At 54.8% G+C, this 17,965-nt stretch carries 13 protein-coding genes and 1 pseudogene; 1 reads left to right on the plus strand and 13 read right to left on the minus strand.

Annotation, left to right across the window (positions count from 1 at the left end; translation table 11 throughout):
• Window positions 1-102: 102 nt before the first annotated feature.
• A complete protein-coding gene (locus tag HV127_RS30055; protein WP_023317517.1) occupies window positions 103-648 on the plus strand; it encodes a hypothetical protein in 546 nt (181 codons plus the stop codon).
• Window positions 649-875: 227 nt separating this feature from the next.
• On the opposite strand, the gene HV127_RS30060 is transcribed toward HV127_RS30055, so the two are convergent.
• The 13 genes and pseudogenes from HV127_RS30060 to trbF all read right to left on the minus strand — a co-directional run bounded on the left by HV127_RS30060 (window position 876) and on the right by trbF (window position 17,954).
• Complete coding sequence (locus tag HV127_RS30060; protein ID WP_023317518.1) at window positions 876-1,223, minus strand: DUF6404 family protein; 348 nt, start codon at window positions 1,221-1,223, stop codon at window positions 876-878.
• 19 nt (window positions 1,224-1,242) lie between these two features.
• Entirely contained in the window at window positions 1,243-1,839 is a 597-nt protein-coding gene (locus HV127_RS30065; protein WP_023317519.1) for a fertility inhibition protein FinO, read from the minus strand.
• A gap of 71 nt (window positions 1,840-1,910) precedes the next feature.
• Complete coding sequence (gene traX / locus HV127_RS30070; protein ID WP_023317520.1) at window positions 1,911-2,636, minus strand: type-F conjugative transfer system pilin acetylase TraX; 726 nt, start codon at window positions 2,634-2,636, stop codon at window positions 1,911-1,913.
• Between the two features lie 89 nt (window positions 2,637-2,725).
• Window positions 2,726-7,984 (minus strand): conjugative transfer relaxase/helicase TraI, encoded by a 5,259-nt coding sequence (gene traI / locus HV127_RS30075; RefSeq protein WP_040224080.1) that lies wholly within the window; start codon window positions 7,982-7,984, stop codon window positions 2,726-2,728.
• A complete protein-coding gene (traD, locus tag HV127_RS30080) occupies window positions 7,984-10,293 on the minus strand; it encodes a type IV conjugative transfer system coupling protein TraD (RefSeq protein WP_023329042.1) in 2,310 nt (769 codons plus the stop codon). The genes traI and traD overlap by 1 nt, the downstream gene beginning before the upstream one ends.
• A 357-nt stretch (window positions 10,294-10,650) precedes the next feature.
• Complete coding sequence (traT, locus tag HV127_RS30085; RefSeq protein WP_004152629.1) at window positions 10,651-11,382, minus strand: conjugal transfer complement resistance protein TraT; 732 nt, start codon at window positions 11,380-11,382, stop codon at window positions 10,651-10,653.
• A gap of 189 nt (window positions 11,383-11,571) precedes the next feature.
• A complete protein-coding gene (locus tag HV127_RS30090; RefSeq protein ID WP_228727545.1) occupies window positions 11,572-11,928 on the minus strand; it encodes a hypothetical protein in 357 nt (118 codons plus the stop codon).
• Window positions 11,831-12,040, minus strand: coding sequence for a hypothetical protein (locus tag HV127_RS32125; RefSeq protein ID WP_345944685.1), 210 nt, complete (start codon window positions 12,038-12,040; stop codon window positions 11,831-11,833). The genes HV127_RS30090 and HV127_RS32125 overlap by 98 nt, the downstream gene beginning before the upstream one ends.
• Complete coding sequence (locus HV127_RS30095) at window positions 12,022-13,002, minus strand: IS5-like element ISKpn26 family transposase (protein WP_016156491.1); 981 nt, start codon at window positions 13,000-13,002, stop codon at window positions 12,022-12,024. The genes HV127_RS32125 and HV127_RS30095 overlap by 19 nt, the downstream gene beginning before the upstream one ends.
• A gap of 66 nt (window positions 13,003-13,068) precedes the next feature.
• Window positions 13,069-13,299, minus strand: a pseudogene (locus HV127_RS31920) (conjugal transfer protein TraS); the annotation flags it as partial.
• A gap of 5 nt (window positions 13,300-13,304) precedes the next feature.
• Complete coding sequence (gene traG, locus HV127_RS30100; RefSeq protein WP_023329044.1) at window positions 13,305-16,154, minus strand: conjugal transfer mating-pair stabilization protein TraG; 2,850 nt, start codon at window positions 16,152-16,154, stop codon at window positions 13,305-13,307.
• Window positions 16,154-17,533, minus strand: a complete 1,380-nt coding sequence (traH, locus tag HV127_RS30105; protein ID WP_023158000.1) for a conjugal transfer pilus assembly protein TraH — start codon at window positions 17,531-17,533, stop codon at window positions 16,154-16,156. Before traH ends, traG begins: the two co-directional genes overlap by 1 nt.
• Window positions 17,511-17,954 carry an F-type conjugal transfer protein TrbF gene (gene trbF / locus HV127_RS30110; RefSeq protein WP_023158001.1) on the minus strand — a complete coding sequence of 148 codons (444 nt, stop codon included), beginning with the start codon at window positions 17,952-17,954 and terminating at the stop codon, window positions 17,511-17,513. Before trbF ends, traH begins: the two co-directional genes overlap by 23 nt.
• Between the last annotated feature and the right edge of the window lie 11 nt (window positions 17,955-17,965).

Here is a 17,965-nt window from a genome sequence, read left to right on the forward strand (position 1 = left end):
TGCGGATCATCAGAAAGAAAAAAAAACGATTTGAGCTCTGATTCATAGCCCGATAGATTACTTAGTTCCCCCGAGTGCACGATAAAAAAGAGAGTATTTCTGATGCCATTACCTGAGCGAATGAAACCCGCACGGGTCACCCGTAAACAGATGAAAGAACTGGTCAGTCAGCTGAATGGCATTCTCGATCACATCGATAACGGGATGGACGAAAACAATGAAGAACTAAAACAGATGATGGCAGACTGGAATGCACAGGTCGTCATGCCCTGCGGGTTCTCTGATTTTCGTGATTTTTCATCCTGGACAAGTGCACTAGATTTCACCAGGATGGCGCTTAATCAGGAAAAATACCTTGATGACTTTACATGGACAGAACTGAACGACGTTATCAACTTTATACGCAAAGCAGAAGGTAGTGCATCTGACCACAGCTATGCACTCCAGTTACTGGAGATTAATTTCAGGGCAAACCCACTGGATCTCATCTATCACCCTGACTGCTGGTTCAATGATGAAGCATTGTTTCATGCTCGGCTGACTACCGAAGAAATTGGTGGCTACCTGATGAAAAAATCAGGTCGATGGCTCAACGATGCACCGGATATCCAGCTGGTGTATGCCATCCCCCAGGATGTTTATGATTAACCAAGTCACCATTTACCATAATCCCTTAATTGTACGCACCGCTAAAACGGCCTCAGGGCGTTTCTGACGGAAAACCGGTAAAACAGGCAACAAACCACCCGAAAACCCGCCAGAAACGCGCAGGCTCTGTTTTTACGGCATGCATGAGTATGCACGCAAGTGCATAGCGCGAAAATTCATGCCATTCAGCCAGGGTAAGTCCTGTTTCCGGCGTTCTTCTGATTCCGTTATAAATCTTTCCAGTCAGGTAATTTATTCACCTTTCGGCGCCACAGATGAAACAACGCCATCGTCAGGCCAAATAACACGCCGGCGATAAGACTGATTTTACAAGCGAACAGGGGGGACATCCCCTGGGCCCGCCACACCATCCAGTACATCCACAGCCCGTATCCGACGGAGAAAGAGGCTGTCATCACGCCAAAAACCTGCCAGAGCGGAGCAAACGGCAGAGGGGGAATCTTTATCCCCAGCCGCCACAGCAGGCGTATCAGAAGCGGTGCATAATTGCTTTTCCACATCTTACGGCTGGCCATTATCGCCAGCGCCTTTTGTTTCCGCGCTTCAAAATCCATTTCCTCTCCCCGATTGTATTCAGTCAGCAGACTGGCTCCGCATACGCTCCGTTCGCAGGAGTTCTTTCATCATGCGCTCACTGGCGTACTGCGCTTCCTCTGCGGTGACGGTCGCGACGGCATTCCCCTGCAGATCATAGCGGGAGGCCCCCACCTTCATCCGGGACAGATAGCCCGCAGACCGGGTCAGACTCTTCAGGCACTTGATCACCTGTTTATGCGACAGCGGCAGGTCGCGCTTCACAATATCGGCAAACAGCTGTTCGCGCATGCCCGTTACCAGCAGACGGGGGGAGTTTCCGTCGAACAGCTGTGGCCAGAAAGCCTTCAGCGTCATAATGGCCTGTTCCGGCGGCAGCAGGCGAAGATAACGCACCGGAGGTGGCGTCTTTACCGCTTTAACCGGCGCCGGCGCAGTGTTGCGCGCGGCGGCTTCGGCCACTTGTTTAACCTTCTCAAGTTTCGCTTTCTTTGCCTTCCAGGCCGGCGGGGACGAGACCACCACGACCTTCTTACGGCGCACCACACCAGGAGCAGGGGTCGCCTCTGCGGGGGTCGTACTGTTCTCCGCCGGTTTTCGTTTCAGGCTCAGTACAGGGCGTTTTTCTTCTGCCATAACAATTGCCTATCGTTCAGCTAATAAGAGCTACTATACCTGAACGACATCGCCCTTTCCTGCTCTTGGTTTCACATTGAGACGACAATACCCAGTACCGCCAGGTGCACCGCATAGAACATCACGAAGAACTGCCGCGGCCAGAAGCGTTTCACACGCTCTCCGGCAGATGAGCACACCATCAGCGTCAGCAGCGCAATCGCCAGCCCGGCCACTGATTCACTCACGTCATTCATATTCATCAGCAACACCATGAGGGCCCACAGCACACCGTATCCCAGCCGTTCCGGTGCATGCTGTGCGCGACAAAGCAGCCAGCTGGCGGTGAGCATACCCACTCCGGCCATGCCGTAGCTGGCGGTTGACAGGGGTATCCAGGCGACCAGCAGTCCAGCCGCCGGGAGGGTGTAATACCAGGACGGCTGGCTGACCCACCGCAGGACCTGGCCCGTGACGGCAAAGGCAAACAGAATATTCCCGGTATACCACGGGTACCCGATGAGCATAAACGACACCTGGGCAACCAGCGCCCAGACCCACAGGCTGTTGAGCTGCGACTGGCGTATTTCCGCGTGCCGTGCCAGATTCATTCCCCATGCCAGACCGAACAGCGGAAAACAGCCCCGTCCCAGAAGCCGCATTATCTCGTTATTGTGTGCCAGCAGTAACCCGGCATGGTCGGTGACCATCAGGACCAGGGCCACCGTTTTAATCATATCCGTCTGACCCGGTGTCCAGGTCAGTAATGCCTGCAGCCAGCGGTCAGCGGCTCTGAAACCCATTGTGTGTGCTGTCATCTCTGTATCCTTCTCTCTTTTTTCCGCACCCCGGCAGGGTGTCCGGTGTTAACCGGAGGCCCTGCCGGGGCAGACAAGCCGCAGGCGCGTCAGTCGCCCCCGAGGGTTTTCTCGCGGTTCAGGTCACGCACCATGTCCCGCTCCACAGCCTGCAAACGCTCACGCTGCAGAGTTTCTGAGGCCACCTGCTGAATCGCCGCCTCCTGGCGCCGGAACTGAGGATCATCCGGTAGCGTCGTTTTCTCCGTACCCGGCCGGTCACGCTCCAGTCCGCGAATGACGTCCCCGATAACCTCTTTCACCCGGTCCGCCGGCTCGCCGGCTTTACGCGCCTCCCCGGCCACTTCCCGGGCAGTCTGTTCCGCCTGTTTTTCCATTTCGCGGCGCTGCTGTTCTTCTGCCGCCCGCTGCGCCAGAACCTCTGGCGGGAGGATAATGTCAGCCCCGGCCTGCGGTACCGGACCCACCGGCGCCGGATCAGCCCATACCCGCCCGCCGGTCATGGCCCCGGGGTTCCAGGGGCGGTCATCACCGGCCAGCCGCACCACCACCCCGGTATCGGGATTGTCGCGGGCCATTCTGACGCCCTCCCCCATATTCCCGGCCAGCAGGCTTTCTCCGTTGCGGCTGTTCTGCAGCGCCACGAACCGGGCGTCTTCATTGCCCATAATTCGTCCCTCTCCGCCGATAGCCTCCAGCCGTCCGTCCCGATCGGTCAGCGGGCTGAGCCAGATACCGGCGGCTTTCCCGTTTTTATCAAATGCCGGCAGCGCCACATGCGGCTGAGGGTACTTTTTCCCCGGAGAAATGAATTTTCCTGGTGAACTTCCCTGTGCCAGACCGGACTGCTGCAGGGCTGCCCGGCCCGCGGCGGTTTCATCCAGTGGCCTTGCCCGCCCGAACAGCAGATCGGCTGTTTTCACCGCCCGGTCGTTACGGGGTTCAAGAATATCGTGCGCCGTCGCTTTCTCAGGTGAATTCTTGATGGCCTTTATCCAGCCCTCACGGTTGTCGGTGTAGACCTGAACATGCTGTTTCATGCGGGATAAAGCCACATAGGCAGACTCAAAGCTGGCCATCTGTTCCCGGCCACCGGCCACCCCTTCCAGCGCGATGGCATACGGCTCGCTGGCCCCCTGGGCGCCGTGGGCGGTGATGGCGTAGGCGAGGTCGATATGCTGCTGTGCCTGCTCCGCCTTCGGGGTCAGCGTACGGGTGATTTTGCCATCAGACAGCGTGACACTGTCACCCGAAACAGACTGCACTTCCCAGATACTGTTGGCCACATAGCCGCGCTCCGGGTCACTTTTGCTGAAGCGCATTCGGTCCCCCTGAGACACGGTGATCTTTTCCTGACGATAGAGCGTGACGCCTTCTGCCGATGCCTCCCGGGGTGAGATAAATCGCTCCTTTCCTTCACTGTCTGTCAGGGTGATCAGCTGATTATCCTTATCCACTTTGCTGATACGGTGGTATACGTTATCAACCAGCGCCACCGCCTCCTTGTGAGCCGTCCAGGTCGACAGTTTGCGCAGTTCACCGTCACGGATGTTACTCGTGACCAGCACCGGCAGGGTGATTTCCTCTTTGCCGGTTTCCCCGTTCTCCCGCCGTGCGTCATGGATCAGACTGTTCAGCGCCCGCCGGTCCTTATTCAGATGGGTGATCACCAGCGTCTGCGACTGTGCCTCCGGGGTCCGTCCGGTATAGTCCTTCACCAGCGCCTCGTAGAGCGTCGCGGGCTGACCTTCCGGCAGGGTTTTCCCCTCGCTCAGTGCCTTTTCTATCTCCTTTTCCTGCTTCTGTGTGAATTCCACCACAGAACTGCCCGGCGCCCAGGCGCCTTCTTTTCTCGGCACCTGCTCCGGCGTGACCTGCTCAATGGTGGTCAGGGCGCGGTGCACATCCCGCTCAATCAGGCTGTAGACCGCCGGTCGCAGCTCAGGTACCTGGCGCACAATCTCTTTCATGATGGCAACGTCGGCGGCGCTGCGCTGCTGCGTCAGCCTGAACGGCTGGCCCGACGCGATGGGCGGCAGCTGGTCGGTATCCCCGCTGGGCACCGCCCGTCCACCGCCGGCGGCGATGAGGGAGTGGGCTTTTGCCATATCGGCCAGCCCCACCATCGAGCTCTCGTCGAGCAGGAACAGGGTGTTGCTGAAATCGGGTGTCTGCCCATTGCGCTGCAGCAGCTGCGTGTCGTGGAGGAACGACGCCGTCGTGCGCGCATCCACGCCGGCACTCTGCATTTCCCCGACCGCGCGATGCGTCGGCGCCAGACCGATGACGCGCGGGCGGGTCTCTTCCGGCAGCAGACTGATGGCACTCATGACTGCCCGGAACTGGGTGGTTTTCCCCACCCCGGCATACCCCTGAACCACCGTGAACCGGTCCGTGCTCTCCAGAATCATCCGGGTCGCCGCCCGCTGTCCGGCGGTCAGTTCCGTCATCAGACTGTCCGGCACGCGGTCCATCAGGGGGGCCACCGCGTCTTTACCTTCCAGCACCCGGGTCAGGATGCTTTTCTCGGCGTCCCAGGCCTGACGGGATATCAGCAGGTCATTGCCACGCCCGGGTGCCACCGGTACATTCAGCAACTGCCCCGACCTGATTTGTGCCTGGATGGTCGTGTCGATGTCCGCCATCGAAACCTTCCCGCCCCCGGTTTCCATTGCCGTCGCCAGCAGCTGGGGCCGGGAGAAGGTCAGGTCCTGGCTCTCAAGCAGCGGGATGGCCAGGTGAATGGCCTGTTCTGCCGGGGTATGCAGCCCGGCCTTCTGCTGCGCAATGGCCGCATCCAGATCCGTCTCGCCGGATCGGGACTTCAGCTGCTCTGAGACCACGCTAAACGCGGTATGCCGCGACAGCTTCTCCGTCGTGCGCGCCGCATCCTGCGCCGAGTACAACCGGAGGTGACTTCCGCTCTGTGCCAGCTGGTTGAGGGTGGCGTTATCCAGCTCACGCTGCGTCACCGACGCAAAGACCGTTGCCGTCTCGCTAACCGACCTGCCGGGACTTTCCACCCAGCCGTGGCCGACTTTAATACCGTCAAACACGCCCGCACCCACGGCCAGGGTCTGCGTGGTTTTCTGCCCCGGCCGCTGTACCGTCAGCTGCCCGTCCTCCACGTTCATCACTGTGACGCTCTCCCCGCCCTTAAGGCGTGTGTCCGGTATCTTCCCGAGCACCGCCAGACGTTCCCCCTCTGCCACCGGCAGTGTATCTGCCCGGAACAGCGTCCACTGGCTGTCGACCGCGGAAACCTTCAGATCAAGACGGTCCCCTTCCCGGTCTTTCAGGGTCAGCATATTGCTGCTCGCGGTCACCCGGTCAATGACAAAGCGATCGTGCGTCCGGGTCTCCGGATCCCAGCGTTCCATCACCATCCCCTCCCGGTAATAATCCCGCACGCCCCGGCTTTTGCTGTCCAGCCACACCGGCGTCAGGGCTGTAATGGTCGTGTCTTTCTCACCCAGCACCCCCTCCTGTCTGAGGGAGTCTCGGATGAGGCCGTTGAGTACGCTCTGTTCACGCGTCCCGCTGATTTGGGCCACGCTTTCCTGCCCTTCACGCACGCTGACGGCAAACTCCTGTGCCAGCCGGCTGTAGCGTGCTCCTTTATCCGGTTCACTGATGATGTCGGCGGTGGTCTGATGGCCACCCTGCCAGCGATACGTATTCACGCCGCTGTCCTTCAGCACCGTCAGCGCGCTGCCGGTCCCGCTGCGCTTCCCGCTGTCGGAGAGCAGGACCTGCACGTTATGGCGCATCGCGCCATCAAGCAGGGAAATCGTTTCCTTCAGGCTCAGCTTCTCCGCCTGATCCACGATGAGTGTTCCGCCCGGAATAAACGCCGTCCCGTCCTGCAGGGCGGATTTACCGGTCACCGTTTCCCCGGCCAGACGCACATCACCGGCGAGAAAATCTCGTGAACGGTTATCGGCCGCCAGGATATGGACGTCACGCCCCTGCTCCCGGGCCATCAGGGTTAACTCGGCCACCCGCTCCCGCTGGCCGGTTGCACCGCCCTGACCGGAAACGATACCTATGACCGGGCGATCCTGCGCCAGCACGCTGACGGCATCGCTGAAAGGGACCTGGCGCACCACAGACGCATCGGGCGTGACAGAGACATGATTCTGGCGCTGCACCTCCTGACTCAGGGCTTTGACGGCGAGTTCATCGAGAACGTGGATGTTTGAGGTGAACAGGCCTTTCTCGCGATCGAGAGGGATAAGCTGCTCCCGTTCAATGGCGGCATCGATGCCCTTTCTCGCCAGCTCAAAGACACCGTCCTTCGCCTCCAGCTGGCCGACCGTGCGTGCCAGCAGGTCGGCATACGTGAACTGCACCTTGCGGTCGCTGAGACCGGCAATCGCTTTCGTCACCACATCCGTGATATCCGGACCGTCAGTGTTCACCGGCGCGGCAGGTGCACGGGCCAGCTCTGCGGCCCGCGCATCGGCGGCCTCACGGTACCCCCGGATGTCAAACCCGGTCTCCTTCAGCGTGTTCATCCACTCCACCATCTTCTCTGCCGGATCGATGGCTTCTTTCGACTTGCGGGTATCGAGCGCGGCCACATCCCGGGACTTCAGGGAGGCATCGGGTCCTGCAGCCTCCCGGAGCTCCTGACTGCGCGTGGAAAACGACTCAACCGGCACGCCCTCCATCTCCCACATGCCATTCTTACCCGCATCCACTGTCTTGTAACCCATAGACTCAACATCGGCCCTGAGAGAGTTCTGGTATATCTTTCCGAATGCGATGCGGTTGGCCAGTATGGTTTCGGAAAACCCGGTTTTACCGACGGTATCGCTGGCCAGCGTCTGCCATTTATCGCCGTTCTGTGTCGCATTGATAACCACGCTGTGCGTGTGTATCTGTGGGTCCTGAGCGCGCGATGTATCGTGGTTAAAGCGGGCAATAATCAGATTCCCGGTCAGGACCGTTTCAGAAACGCCATCTCTCTTTACCCGTGTGGAGGCAAGGGACTCCACCTGGTTAAGAGCCACTGTCACCGCGCGATTATGAGCATCGATAAGACGCTTATCGCCGCCCAGCATAGCCAGCATCGATACACTTTTGGGGGCCGAGAAGGTCAGATCGTAACCGGGCCGGTGTTTATTCACGCCATCCTGTATCCGGGTCAGGTCGCTGCCATCAGGTAGTTTTCCCTGCAGAAGCTCCGTGAAGACCTGCTTGTCCACCTTTCCTTCAAGACCAAGCGCTTCCGCGCCTTTACCCTGCCAGCGCTCGTCCATACTCCCGATAACGTAGTAATTATCCTTGTCCGTATAGTAATTACCGGCACTGCCAGCTGATTTAACCTGGCTGAAACTAAGCATCAGAAGTTCCCCCCAATCTCGACATCATCCTGCTCATCGTGGCGGTGGCTGTGGTTGATATTGACTTCCTCACGCCGCTGCATATCCCGCTGTGTCTGCTCATCTGCCCAGGCGTCATACGCCTGCATATCTTCAATCACACCGTCCTCGTTCATGCCGGCCGGAAGCATGTCCTGCCCCTGCTCTGCGGACTGCTGCGCCAGTTCCTGTTCTGTCCCGCCTGCAGCTGCTGCAGGGGCACCGGCAGAGGATGCTGTTGAGGCAGCAGTGGCCGCTGCGGCTGCTTTTGGTTTGATCAACGGTACGGTCGTGACCCGCAGGACGGGAGGCTCCGTTGCTCTGACGGAAGGTTCCGCTGCCGGACTCTTTGTTGTCGGCGGCGCTTTTACCGGTGCCGGAGATACTGTCATGTCTGCTGGCGCAGGCTGACTGATCGGCTCAGGTTGTTCACCGGCGTGACTGTTTGTATCCGCGGGCCCGGATGCCGGCGCATCCGGCATAAAAAGCGTCCTGGCAAGACTGCCTTCAGATTCACGCGCTTCAAGCAGCGCACTGAGGCGGGCGTCAACACGCGTATCGAGTCGGCGCTGAATAAATCCCTCGGCAATTTTCGGACGCGGCTTGTATTTGAGGGCCAGCTTCACGGCCGGATACGGTCCGGGCAGCGTGACGTAACAGGACAGGTCCGGCAGCGTCTGAATATCGGAGTAACTGACCAGGGTTTCCCGCTCTTTTTCTTTCCCGGTCGATACACCATCACGCACCGGGTCAGCACCGTAAGAGTACTGCTCGCTGGCTTTGAGGATTTCCTTCTCGCCAATTTCACCGGCAGCAAACTCCGCGATCTCCCTGCTGGGTGAACGGAAGAAGGCCCGGGTATTCATTACGTCAAAGAGCGTGGCGGCAGGCTTGACGCCATAGATATCTTCCAGCTGGGCATAGGACTGAATACCGAACACATAACAACCACCAAATTTACGCGCCTCAGGGAGGATTTCGACCAGGTCAGGCAGCTTGTGCAGCGTGGGGAGCTCGTCGGCGAATATCCACACGCGCCGGTTACGGTTCTCACCCATCGCCAGCAGGCCGCGGATGGCAATTGACAGCCACATCGAGATAACCGGCTTCAGGGAAGCATGGGTGTCAGCGTTGGAGGAGATAAACAGCCAGCCATTGGGTCTGTCCTCACGGACACCGCGCATCCAGTCCCGAATAGTGAACGGCTCCCCGTTCTTCTCGATGCCCTGCAGGTAGCGAATAGCCTTAACGTAGTTGGTCAGCACGGCACGAATGGAGATGGCGGTTTTCTCAATTTTCTCTTCAACCAGATTCGCTGCCGGCGTGTTCTGCAGATAGGCGCGCAGCTTGTCGATTTTAATGGACAGCATGGTATCGACCAGCTTCTCGTAGCTGCGATCGTCGTCTTCGCGCATCAGATACGCGCCTTCGGCAAAGATAGTGCGACCGGAGCCCTGCCAGAACGGGTCTTCTTTGGTACCCATCGGGATAAGGGTGTTGGAGATGTTGTCGAAGTCCGGCAGCGTCAGGCACTCTTTCCACAAATCCCAGGCCGCGCAGCGCGAGTCCAGCGGGTTGAGGATTTTATCCAGTGACGGGTCGTAATAGCTTTTGACGAACTCACAGGAGCGATCATAAATGATGGCCATATCGCCACGTGCACGCACGTAGTTCAGTAGCCGGCGGATCACTTCTGATTTACCGGAGCCTACGGTACCGTGGAGGCAGAAGTTCTGGATTTCGGAGTTTTTAAGAATAGGCAGATCGCCAATTTTAATATCGGAGGCCATACCATCACGCTTCATCTGGCGGGCCACTTCTTTGGGCTTATCGGAAAGCTGGCGCCCGCCGGTATTCTCATCCTCACTCTGCTGTTTCCCCTGGCGGCCCAGCACCCAGCTGGCGATGAAGAACGTCACGATACAGATAACAAGAGAAACCACGGCAGCAAAGACGAAACTGGTCCACAGCTGCTCTCCGCACCAGATAGTATATTTATCGGCCAGGATTTGTTCTGAGGTATATTCCAGCGACTGGCCGTAATACTGAATGGTGTATACCGGCTGGGAACGAATAATATCGCGCATCGGACCCAGCGTCGTACACCACCAGTATACGCAGCCGTTCACAAAGGTTTGCCAGCTAAGCCTATACATCAGCATCAGCCCGCACAGTACCCAGAATAAAATAAACAGCACGTAGAAAATAATATTGGCAATCTGACCAAACATGCGAAAGCGCATATTGGCGATCTGACCGCCCTGCGTCATATCTTTGGCATTGAAACTCATGGCACTAATCCGTCAGTAAATTATTAGGGTCGGAAGGACAAATTAATCAGCGAAAACAGACCTCACGGGGTTGCAGGGAATAAGCCCCCCATAGCAGGGTGTGGATAAATATCGCCAGGCATCAGTTTATGTGTTTCAAGAGACATGACAGGTTCAGATATTGCCATAAATAACCTCTGATCAAATAAAGACGAAAAGATTCCGCCGAAGGCGGCAACGCCTCACAGATGCACAAATAAATTGCGCAACTGTTCACCGTTCAGATCTGGAATTCATAGATTATTTGACGAATGAATTCTGACACACCAGAAAGGTGATGCCAGTATGGCCCGGGGACCGGGCCGTGGAATAGAAAGCTTACAGAATATTAGCGATCGATTTTGCCAGCTGGTCTTCAAGAACAGGCTGGGCTTCAGGGAACTTGAGGTTAACTTTATTAGCGTTAGAGACGACGCGAGTCTGGTATTTGTGCTGATTACCCGTTTCAGTACTTGTCTGCACTTTTGCGCCGGATGTTCCCTGACGTAATACGGCCACGTTATCAGTCTGAACCTGAGTTTTGGTTCTTTCCGCGATCTGAACATCGGTGATCATGGTGTAGTTCACATCTTCCACCATCGCATCAGCCGCCATCCCCACCAGACCGGCTGCAAGTCCTACCCCCAGGGTTGCTCCCGCAGAACTGGAGTTGTAAGCGGTAATCCCTGCCCCTAAAGCGGCGCCAGTCACAGCGCCCTCATAACCCCGGCTTAACCAGCCCTGAGACTCACGAAGGTCCATTTTATCGGCCTTAAGCACGTTCGCCTGGATCCAGTAGCCCGCCGTATCCGGGTTACTGACGACCTGATATCCCTTTGAAGTGACGGCGCTGGCAATTTTTGCCTGCAGGCCACTCATATCCTTATCGGAGGTATTTTTGATTTGCAGATAAACCGTCTTATTATTTGAAGGTTCCAGCCAGATTGTTTCGCTCATCTGGGTTTTTACTTCCAGATTTCTCTTTTTAATGGCGGTTCCCATTGCACTACATCCAGATAACACCAGCGCAGAGCTGACGACCATCACAGCCATGACTTTATTAAGCTTCATCCTGAATCCTTGTGACATAATCAATACGAGTAAATACACATTCTCTTATGATTTCGGAATGCGCATTCACTATATACGAATTTTAAGCGAGATGTAAAAACCAATAACAACCTAGACAGATAATAATAACCAAAAGAAATTTTTAGTCTGTTAATAAACCACCATAATTGATAGGTCGCTTCTGGATGATTACCCCCCCAACTTTTCCGCTCGGAAAGAGTTTATTGCAGAGGTGAGCAATGATAGCTGATAGCGTCCAAAATCCAGATTCATGACAAAACCAAAAAAAACAGACGTTAAAATAACCATAAATGCAAAAGAAAATGGCGTGTCATAAACCACTCTATTACAAATAGCTAATAACATAATCACTGCCATGTACACAACAGCATAAATCGAAACCTTCTTAGAAAAAAAGCGATATATATTCGATTTTTCTCTAAAGTTTTTAGGGACTGACAAAAAGAGAGAGCGTGAACTGGCAATACCTAGGGAAGGTGCGAATAAGCAGGTCATTTCTTCCCAAGCTGACTCGCTGATTAAAATTTCGCGGATCTGGGCCGATTTTTTTCCCGCAAACACATCGAATCAGCCTATTTAGGCTATTTTTTCCACCATTTCTGGCGTTATTTCCGGTTTTTACTGAGATCTCTCCCACTGACGTATCATTTGGTCCACCCGAAACAGGTTGGCCAGGGTGAATAACATCGCCAGTTGGTTATCGTTTTTCAGCAGCCCCTTGTATCTGGCTTTCACGAAGCCGAACTGCCGCTTGATGATGCGAAACGGGTGCTCCACCCTGGCACGGATGCTGGCTTTCATGTATTCGATGTTGATGGCCGTTTTGTTCTTGCGCGGATGCTGCTTCAAGGTTTTTACCCTGCCGGGACGCTCGGCGATCAGCCAGTCCACATCCACCTCGGCCAGCTCCTCGCGCTGTGGCGCTCCTTGGTAGCCGGCATCGGCTGAGACAAATTGCTCCTCTCCATGAAGCAGATTACCCAGCTGATTGAGGTCATGCTCGTTGGCCGCGGTGGTGACCAGGCTGTGGGTCAGGCCACTCTTGGCATCGACACCAATGTGGGCCTTCATGCCAAAGTGCCACTGATTGCCTTTCTTGGTCTGATGCATCTCCGGATCGCGTTGCTGCTCTTTGTTCCTGGTCGAGCTGGGTGCCTCAATGATGGTGGCATCCACCAAAGTGCCTTGGGTCATCATGACGCCTGCTTCGGCCAGCCAGCGATTGATGGTCTTGAACAATTGACGGGCCAGTTGATGCTGCTCGAGCAGGTGGCGGAAATTCATGATGGTGGTGCGATCCGGCAGGGCGCTATCCAGGGATAATCGGGCAAACAGGCGCATGGAGGCGATTTCGTACAGGGCATCTTCCATGGCACCGTCGCTCAGGTTGTACCAATGCTGCATGCAGTGAATACGCAGCATGGTCTCCAGCGGATAGGGCCGTCGGCCATTGCCCGCCTTGGGATAAAACGGCTCGATGACAGCGGTCATATTCTGCCATGGCAGAATCTGCTCCATGCGGGAGAGGAAAATCTCTTTTCGGGTCTGACGGCGCTTAGTGCTGAATTCACTATCGGCGAAGGTGAGTTGATGGCTCATGATGTCCCTCTGGGATGCGCTCCGGATGAATATGATGATCTCATATCAGGAACTTGTTCGCACCTTCCCTAGGAGCATAATGATACTGACCCCGACAGGAAAAACCAAAACATGAAATATATACTTTCCGGTCAAATAAACAGCATCCACACTAATTACAGCGCAAAGCATATTCCATGCAACTAACACTACGCCAGGCCAAAGGCACTCCCAAAAAGATGGAATTTCAGCCTTCCCTTGTGAAAGTAGATTTTTCAGCTCCTCCACTTCCTCAATAAGTAGTTTGTTCGTAATCATCATTTTTACCTTTTACCATCAAGATAATCCTTTTGAATTTTCGCCGCTTTTGCCTCTAACTCAGTAGGCGAGTCAGCTCCTGGTAAAGATTTCACCTTACTCTTTCTTTCATTATAATCACCTTTAAACTCATTTGCTTTTGTTTTATGGTCCTTTTCCATTTCAGTATTCTCATTTTTCACCTCTGCGCCTTGCCGTTGTATGTTTTCGCGGGTTTCCTGCTGCTGTTGTTTATTCTCTGTAATCATCCCACCAACTTTCTGATCCACATTATCCTTAATACCCGCATCTTGCGTCATAGCATCGATACGACCAGAATTTTGTCGGTAGTCGGCCATTACCGATCCATTGTCACCACCACCTGACACCCCAGCCATATTCTGTCCAATGCTTTCACGACCCTGTTGATACGCAGCATCAACCCTGGGTTCTACCTGCTCTTTGACGAATTCACGCGCCAGGGCTTCACGCTGCGCCGCAATTTCAGGAGAACTGGTATTGGTCAGAATGGCCTCGGCATCCTGTGGAGCACGATGCTGAACAAAGTTCGCAAACTGCTGAGTCAGGTTTTCGTTCATCTGGCCAGTCATGCTCTCTGTGCGTGACGCCATCTCACTGTACTCATGGCTGCGTGTCCGGCTGCTTGTATACTGGTCATAGCTGTTTTTGGCACTGGAGAGTGACGCGGCAAACTGGTCAACACGCGAGCTGGCATTATTATCGGTAATGTTGCCCGATGTGGTGGTTTTGCGGCTGGTAAAGTAATCGGATGCTTCCTTAAAGTCTTTGGCCGCCTGACTACTGGTATCATGTCGGCTGTCATTCGATTCACGACCGGAAGTGCCAACATTATCTGTGTTACCCGAGCTGTGGGTCCAACCCGCACTGCCTTTAACTCCGGCCTCAGCAGATAACCCAGTTCCCCATTTACCTAGCTTACCAAACAGCTGATCCCCTGAACTCCACTTACCAGATCCGTATAAATCAACGCCCTGCGTACTTTTAGCTGAATCATCCATCAACTGCTGGAAAGACTCCTCATTACTGATGTTGTTGGCTTTCGCATTAGCAACAACCGCATTCCACATCTTGCTTCTGGCCATCGAGTCCTGCGAAGAATCGGTAGTATCAGCTCCGGTCGTTGTTGAGGCGCTGTTCCCTTTATTGGTGCCAAATTGCTGCAGACTATTCCAGGCACTTGTCACGCTGCTGTTATAGCCATGCAGCGCGCTTTCGGCCTGGACATCAGCCTCACGGGCCATCTGTTGCTGCGCACTGGCTATCTGACGACCGACGTTGATATCCACCGGCAGTTTTGACATTGCACCACCACTGTCCCAGACCATCGATCCATCCCTCGTCTGCGTGCTCATGCCCCCATTCGCCAGCTGCCGTGACATCTGTCCGAAACTGGTTGTACTGTTGGTACCCCAGCTGTAGCCGCTGACGTTCTCCATCTGCATGTTGGCGAAAGAGTAATTGCCGTCCACCACGCCGGAGGCAGCCTGCGATGTTGCACTGAGCCCCGATGAAGAAAAATGGCTGTAGGCACTGGAGAAGGCTGCTCCCATGCTCTTCACGATCCCCCACGACAAAGGCGGTATCATCACGGCAATATAGCCCGCGGTGGTCGCAATATCCGAGTTTTTGAGCTGAACCTGCGACAACTCAGAGAGAACGACTGGGACGCCATTTTGCTTCGCATAGTAGGCCATTGCGCTGTTCAGGATGGCGAACAGTAATGGCCACGTCTGCAGCCAGATAAGCGCAAACACATACCCCTTTAGCACCTGCAGAGTCATCATATTAAACATGGCGGCCATCACCATGATCGGGAACATCCCAATCATTATCCCCATGATAACGGTCTGCATCAGCGGAAGTGTGCGAAGCGCCTGGTGCCCCATTGTGGCCTGTGCCAGCCGCTGCTTTTCAAGGGATGATGTGTTAGCCATATTGACCAGACTGGCGGTGTCCCCGCTGCGGGCCGCATAACTCTGGATCCCACTGCGCAGGGCGTTCATCGTGACGTTCTGGCGGATAATCTGCCCGGCGCTCTGTCCCGAGCTGTAGAAGTAATTGTAGCTGTCGCCAATCATCTGGCTGAAAAGCAGATCGGGATTAGGTTTGCCGCCAAACAGCTGACGAACATAGTAGTTCCAGGTTTTACCGCCTGTCTGAGTATCCAGCGCGAGAGCCGATTTCAGATCCCGTGAGGCCTCCTCGCATGTCTGGAACTGGTTGTTTTTGTCAAACACGCCACGCAGTGGACTCGGGTTTGCAAAAATCAGGGTATACGGATCAGGTGAATTCAGTAATTCCTCAAAAGAGTACTTATGATTGAGGAAAATATCGCCCATCACACAGTTTTGTACGTAATCGGAAAACAGCGTCGTAATCTGAGGATTTTGTGACAAAAAATCCGTACTTTTCGCGACCAGATTACTGCCAAATAACATCCCCGTTTTACTGTACGTGACACTGTCCGGCAGCGCGAAGACCATCTCATAACTCTGGATAAGCGCGTTTCCTACCCGCGTTGTCAGCGACGCCGGAATGGCCAGACCAATAGGTACATTATCGACTTCATAGACCTGCGCAACGTTACTGTAATCGATGATCTGCACAGGGGTGCGAATGACAACCAGCATAGAGACCAGGGTGAGGGAAAAGACCCAGCCCAAAAGGTCCATCACGTTGTGTTTTTTTACCCAGTTCCCCGCCACAATGAGTACCGAGATGGCGATACACATCTTTTCTATGGTCGACCATGTGCCGGTCTCCATAAACGCCGCAATCGCGTTCAGGTTGCCCCGTAACCAGTCACCGCCTGCAATGGCATATACCTCAAGCATTACTGATTCCCCCCAAAATGATAGTTATTCTGGTAGCGGGTCATCATGCGGGCAGAGACCTGCTGGCGCATGTAACTCATTTGTCTGTCCACCACGAGCAAGGCGTCCTGCTGAACCTGAACGCGGGACTGGAAAGCGGCAATCTGGACACTCGCCTGGTTGAGGTTTTCCATGATCATATCCATTGTCGACTGGGGATAATTACCGGTTGAGATCATCGCCCGGGCCTGCTGGATAAGTTCCTGAATGTACTGCAGCAGGATGTCGTAGCCGATATAGTCCGTCAGCTGGTAAATAAGTGAGTTAGACACACCGAGCATCTGCGGGTCGACCAGGTATTTGAACACCGGAATGGTGGTGCTGGAGATAAACCCTTTCTCCTGATCCGTCAGTTTTTCATCAGCCACCGCTTTATTCTGGATACTGCTTAACAAAGCGGAAATCTGGCTTTTCAGCGCCTTACTGGAGGTGATGGTCACGGTGGCATCAGCAACGACCTTAAGACACTTATCCGAATCATTGCAGTGATAGATTTTAGCCGTGCCGCCCTCCATCATGGCTTTAATCAGATCCTGGTCAGTGGTGCGTGCCGGCAACGGGGTGATCTCACTGTTCTCACCAAAAATCAGCGTCCCGGTCAGGGTCATCACAAACTCTTTCAGCTCCTTATTGCCGTCAAAGAGCCGGTTTTTGGACAGGGCATCCCACATAATGTTGATGTTCTTCATTACACGCTCCTTGTCCTTATCGCTGGCTTTATCCTGCACTTTGTCCATCTGCCCCCCCACCGAACAGCCCTGACGGGAAGCCGCCCAGTCCGCAAAAATGTTGCTCTCACCGGCGATGTCCTGGCAGACCTTTTGCTGCGCCACCTGGTTGCGGGGGAACAGACCGCCCACAATGCCCTGAGCGGCCTGGCAGGAGCTGAGGTTCATGCTGTTGATGTCGCTGGCCATCTTCTGCAGGAAGTCTTTGGCAGTTTTGATCTCCGGAACCGTGGTCTGCAGGGCAAGGTCAAAGAAGTAGCCCGCGGCGTTGGACATAATTTGTTTGCCGAAGCGCTGCAGCTGCTCGCTGTTGATAAATGAGAACGACCCCAGGTACGCATCGATGCCGCCGCAGCCGGCGTTAATATCCGGCAGGGTCATGCTGACCAGCTGGATCGTTTTCACCTGCGTTCTGGCATACAGCGAACCGCCGGAGGCGTAACCCGCCGCCTGTCCCTGCCAGACCTGCGGCTGGCTGGTATTGGACGCAAAGCCAAGCTTATTGAAGAATTGGTTCATGTCGCCATTCACGTCGGCGGCGGCACTAAATGACAGGCCAAGCGCGGCACCGCAGAAGAGTGACAGAAGTTTAATTCGCATCCTGTCCTCCATTACGCACAGCATTATTTTTAACTCTGTTATTTCTCAGAATAAAAAGGATTTTCAGGTGATGACTGAAAAAATTGAGGATTGCTAATGTCACTCCGGCAACAAAGAACCCCATCCCGACAGCCATCAGCGCATAAGGGATGGCGTACATCATAATATTCCACAGGTCTTTTACTCGCAGGTCACCGCTGGCTATCCAGTCAGCCACGCAGAGATTAAATAAAAATCTCATTATCCATAACAGCAGGGCACCTGCAGTCAGAAACACAATGAATAATTCCAGATAGATTTCCATACGCCTTTCCCGGTGGACAAATTCCGGCTTCAGTTGTTCTATTTTTTCTGCTGCTGTCTGCCCGGGTGCTTTTAAACTGGCTGGAAATAAAAACGCATACAGTCCCGTCGAACGTATATATTTGTTCATGGCTATTTTCC

This window comes from Klebsiella sp. RHBSTW-00215 (genome assembly GCF_014103785.1).
Lineage (GTDB): Bacteria > Pseudomonadota > Gammaproteobacteria > Enterobacterales > Enterobacteriaceae > Klebsiella.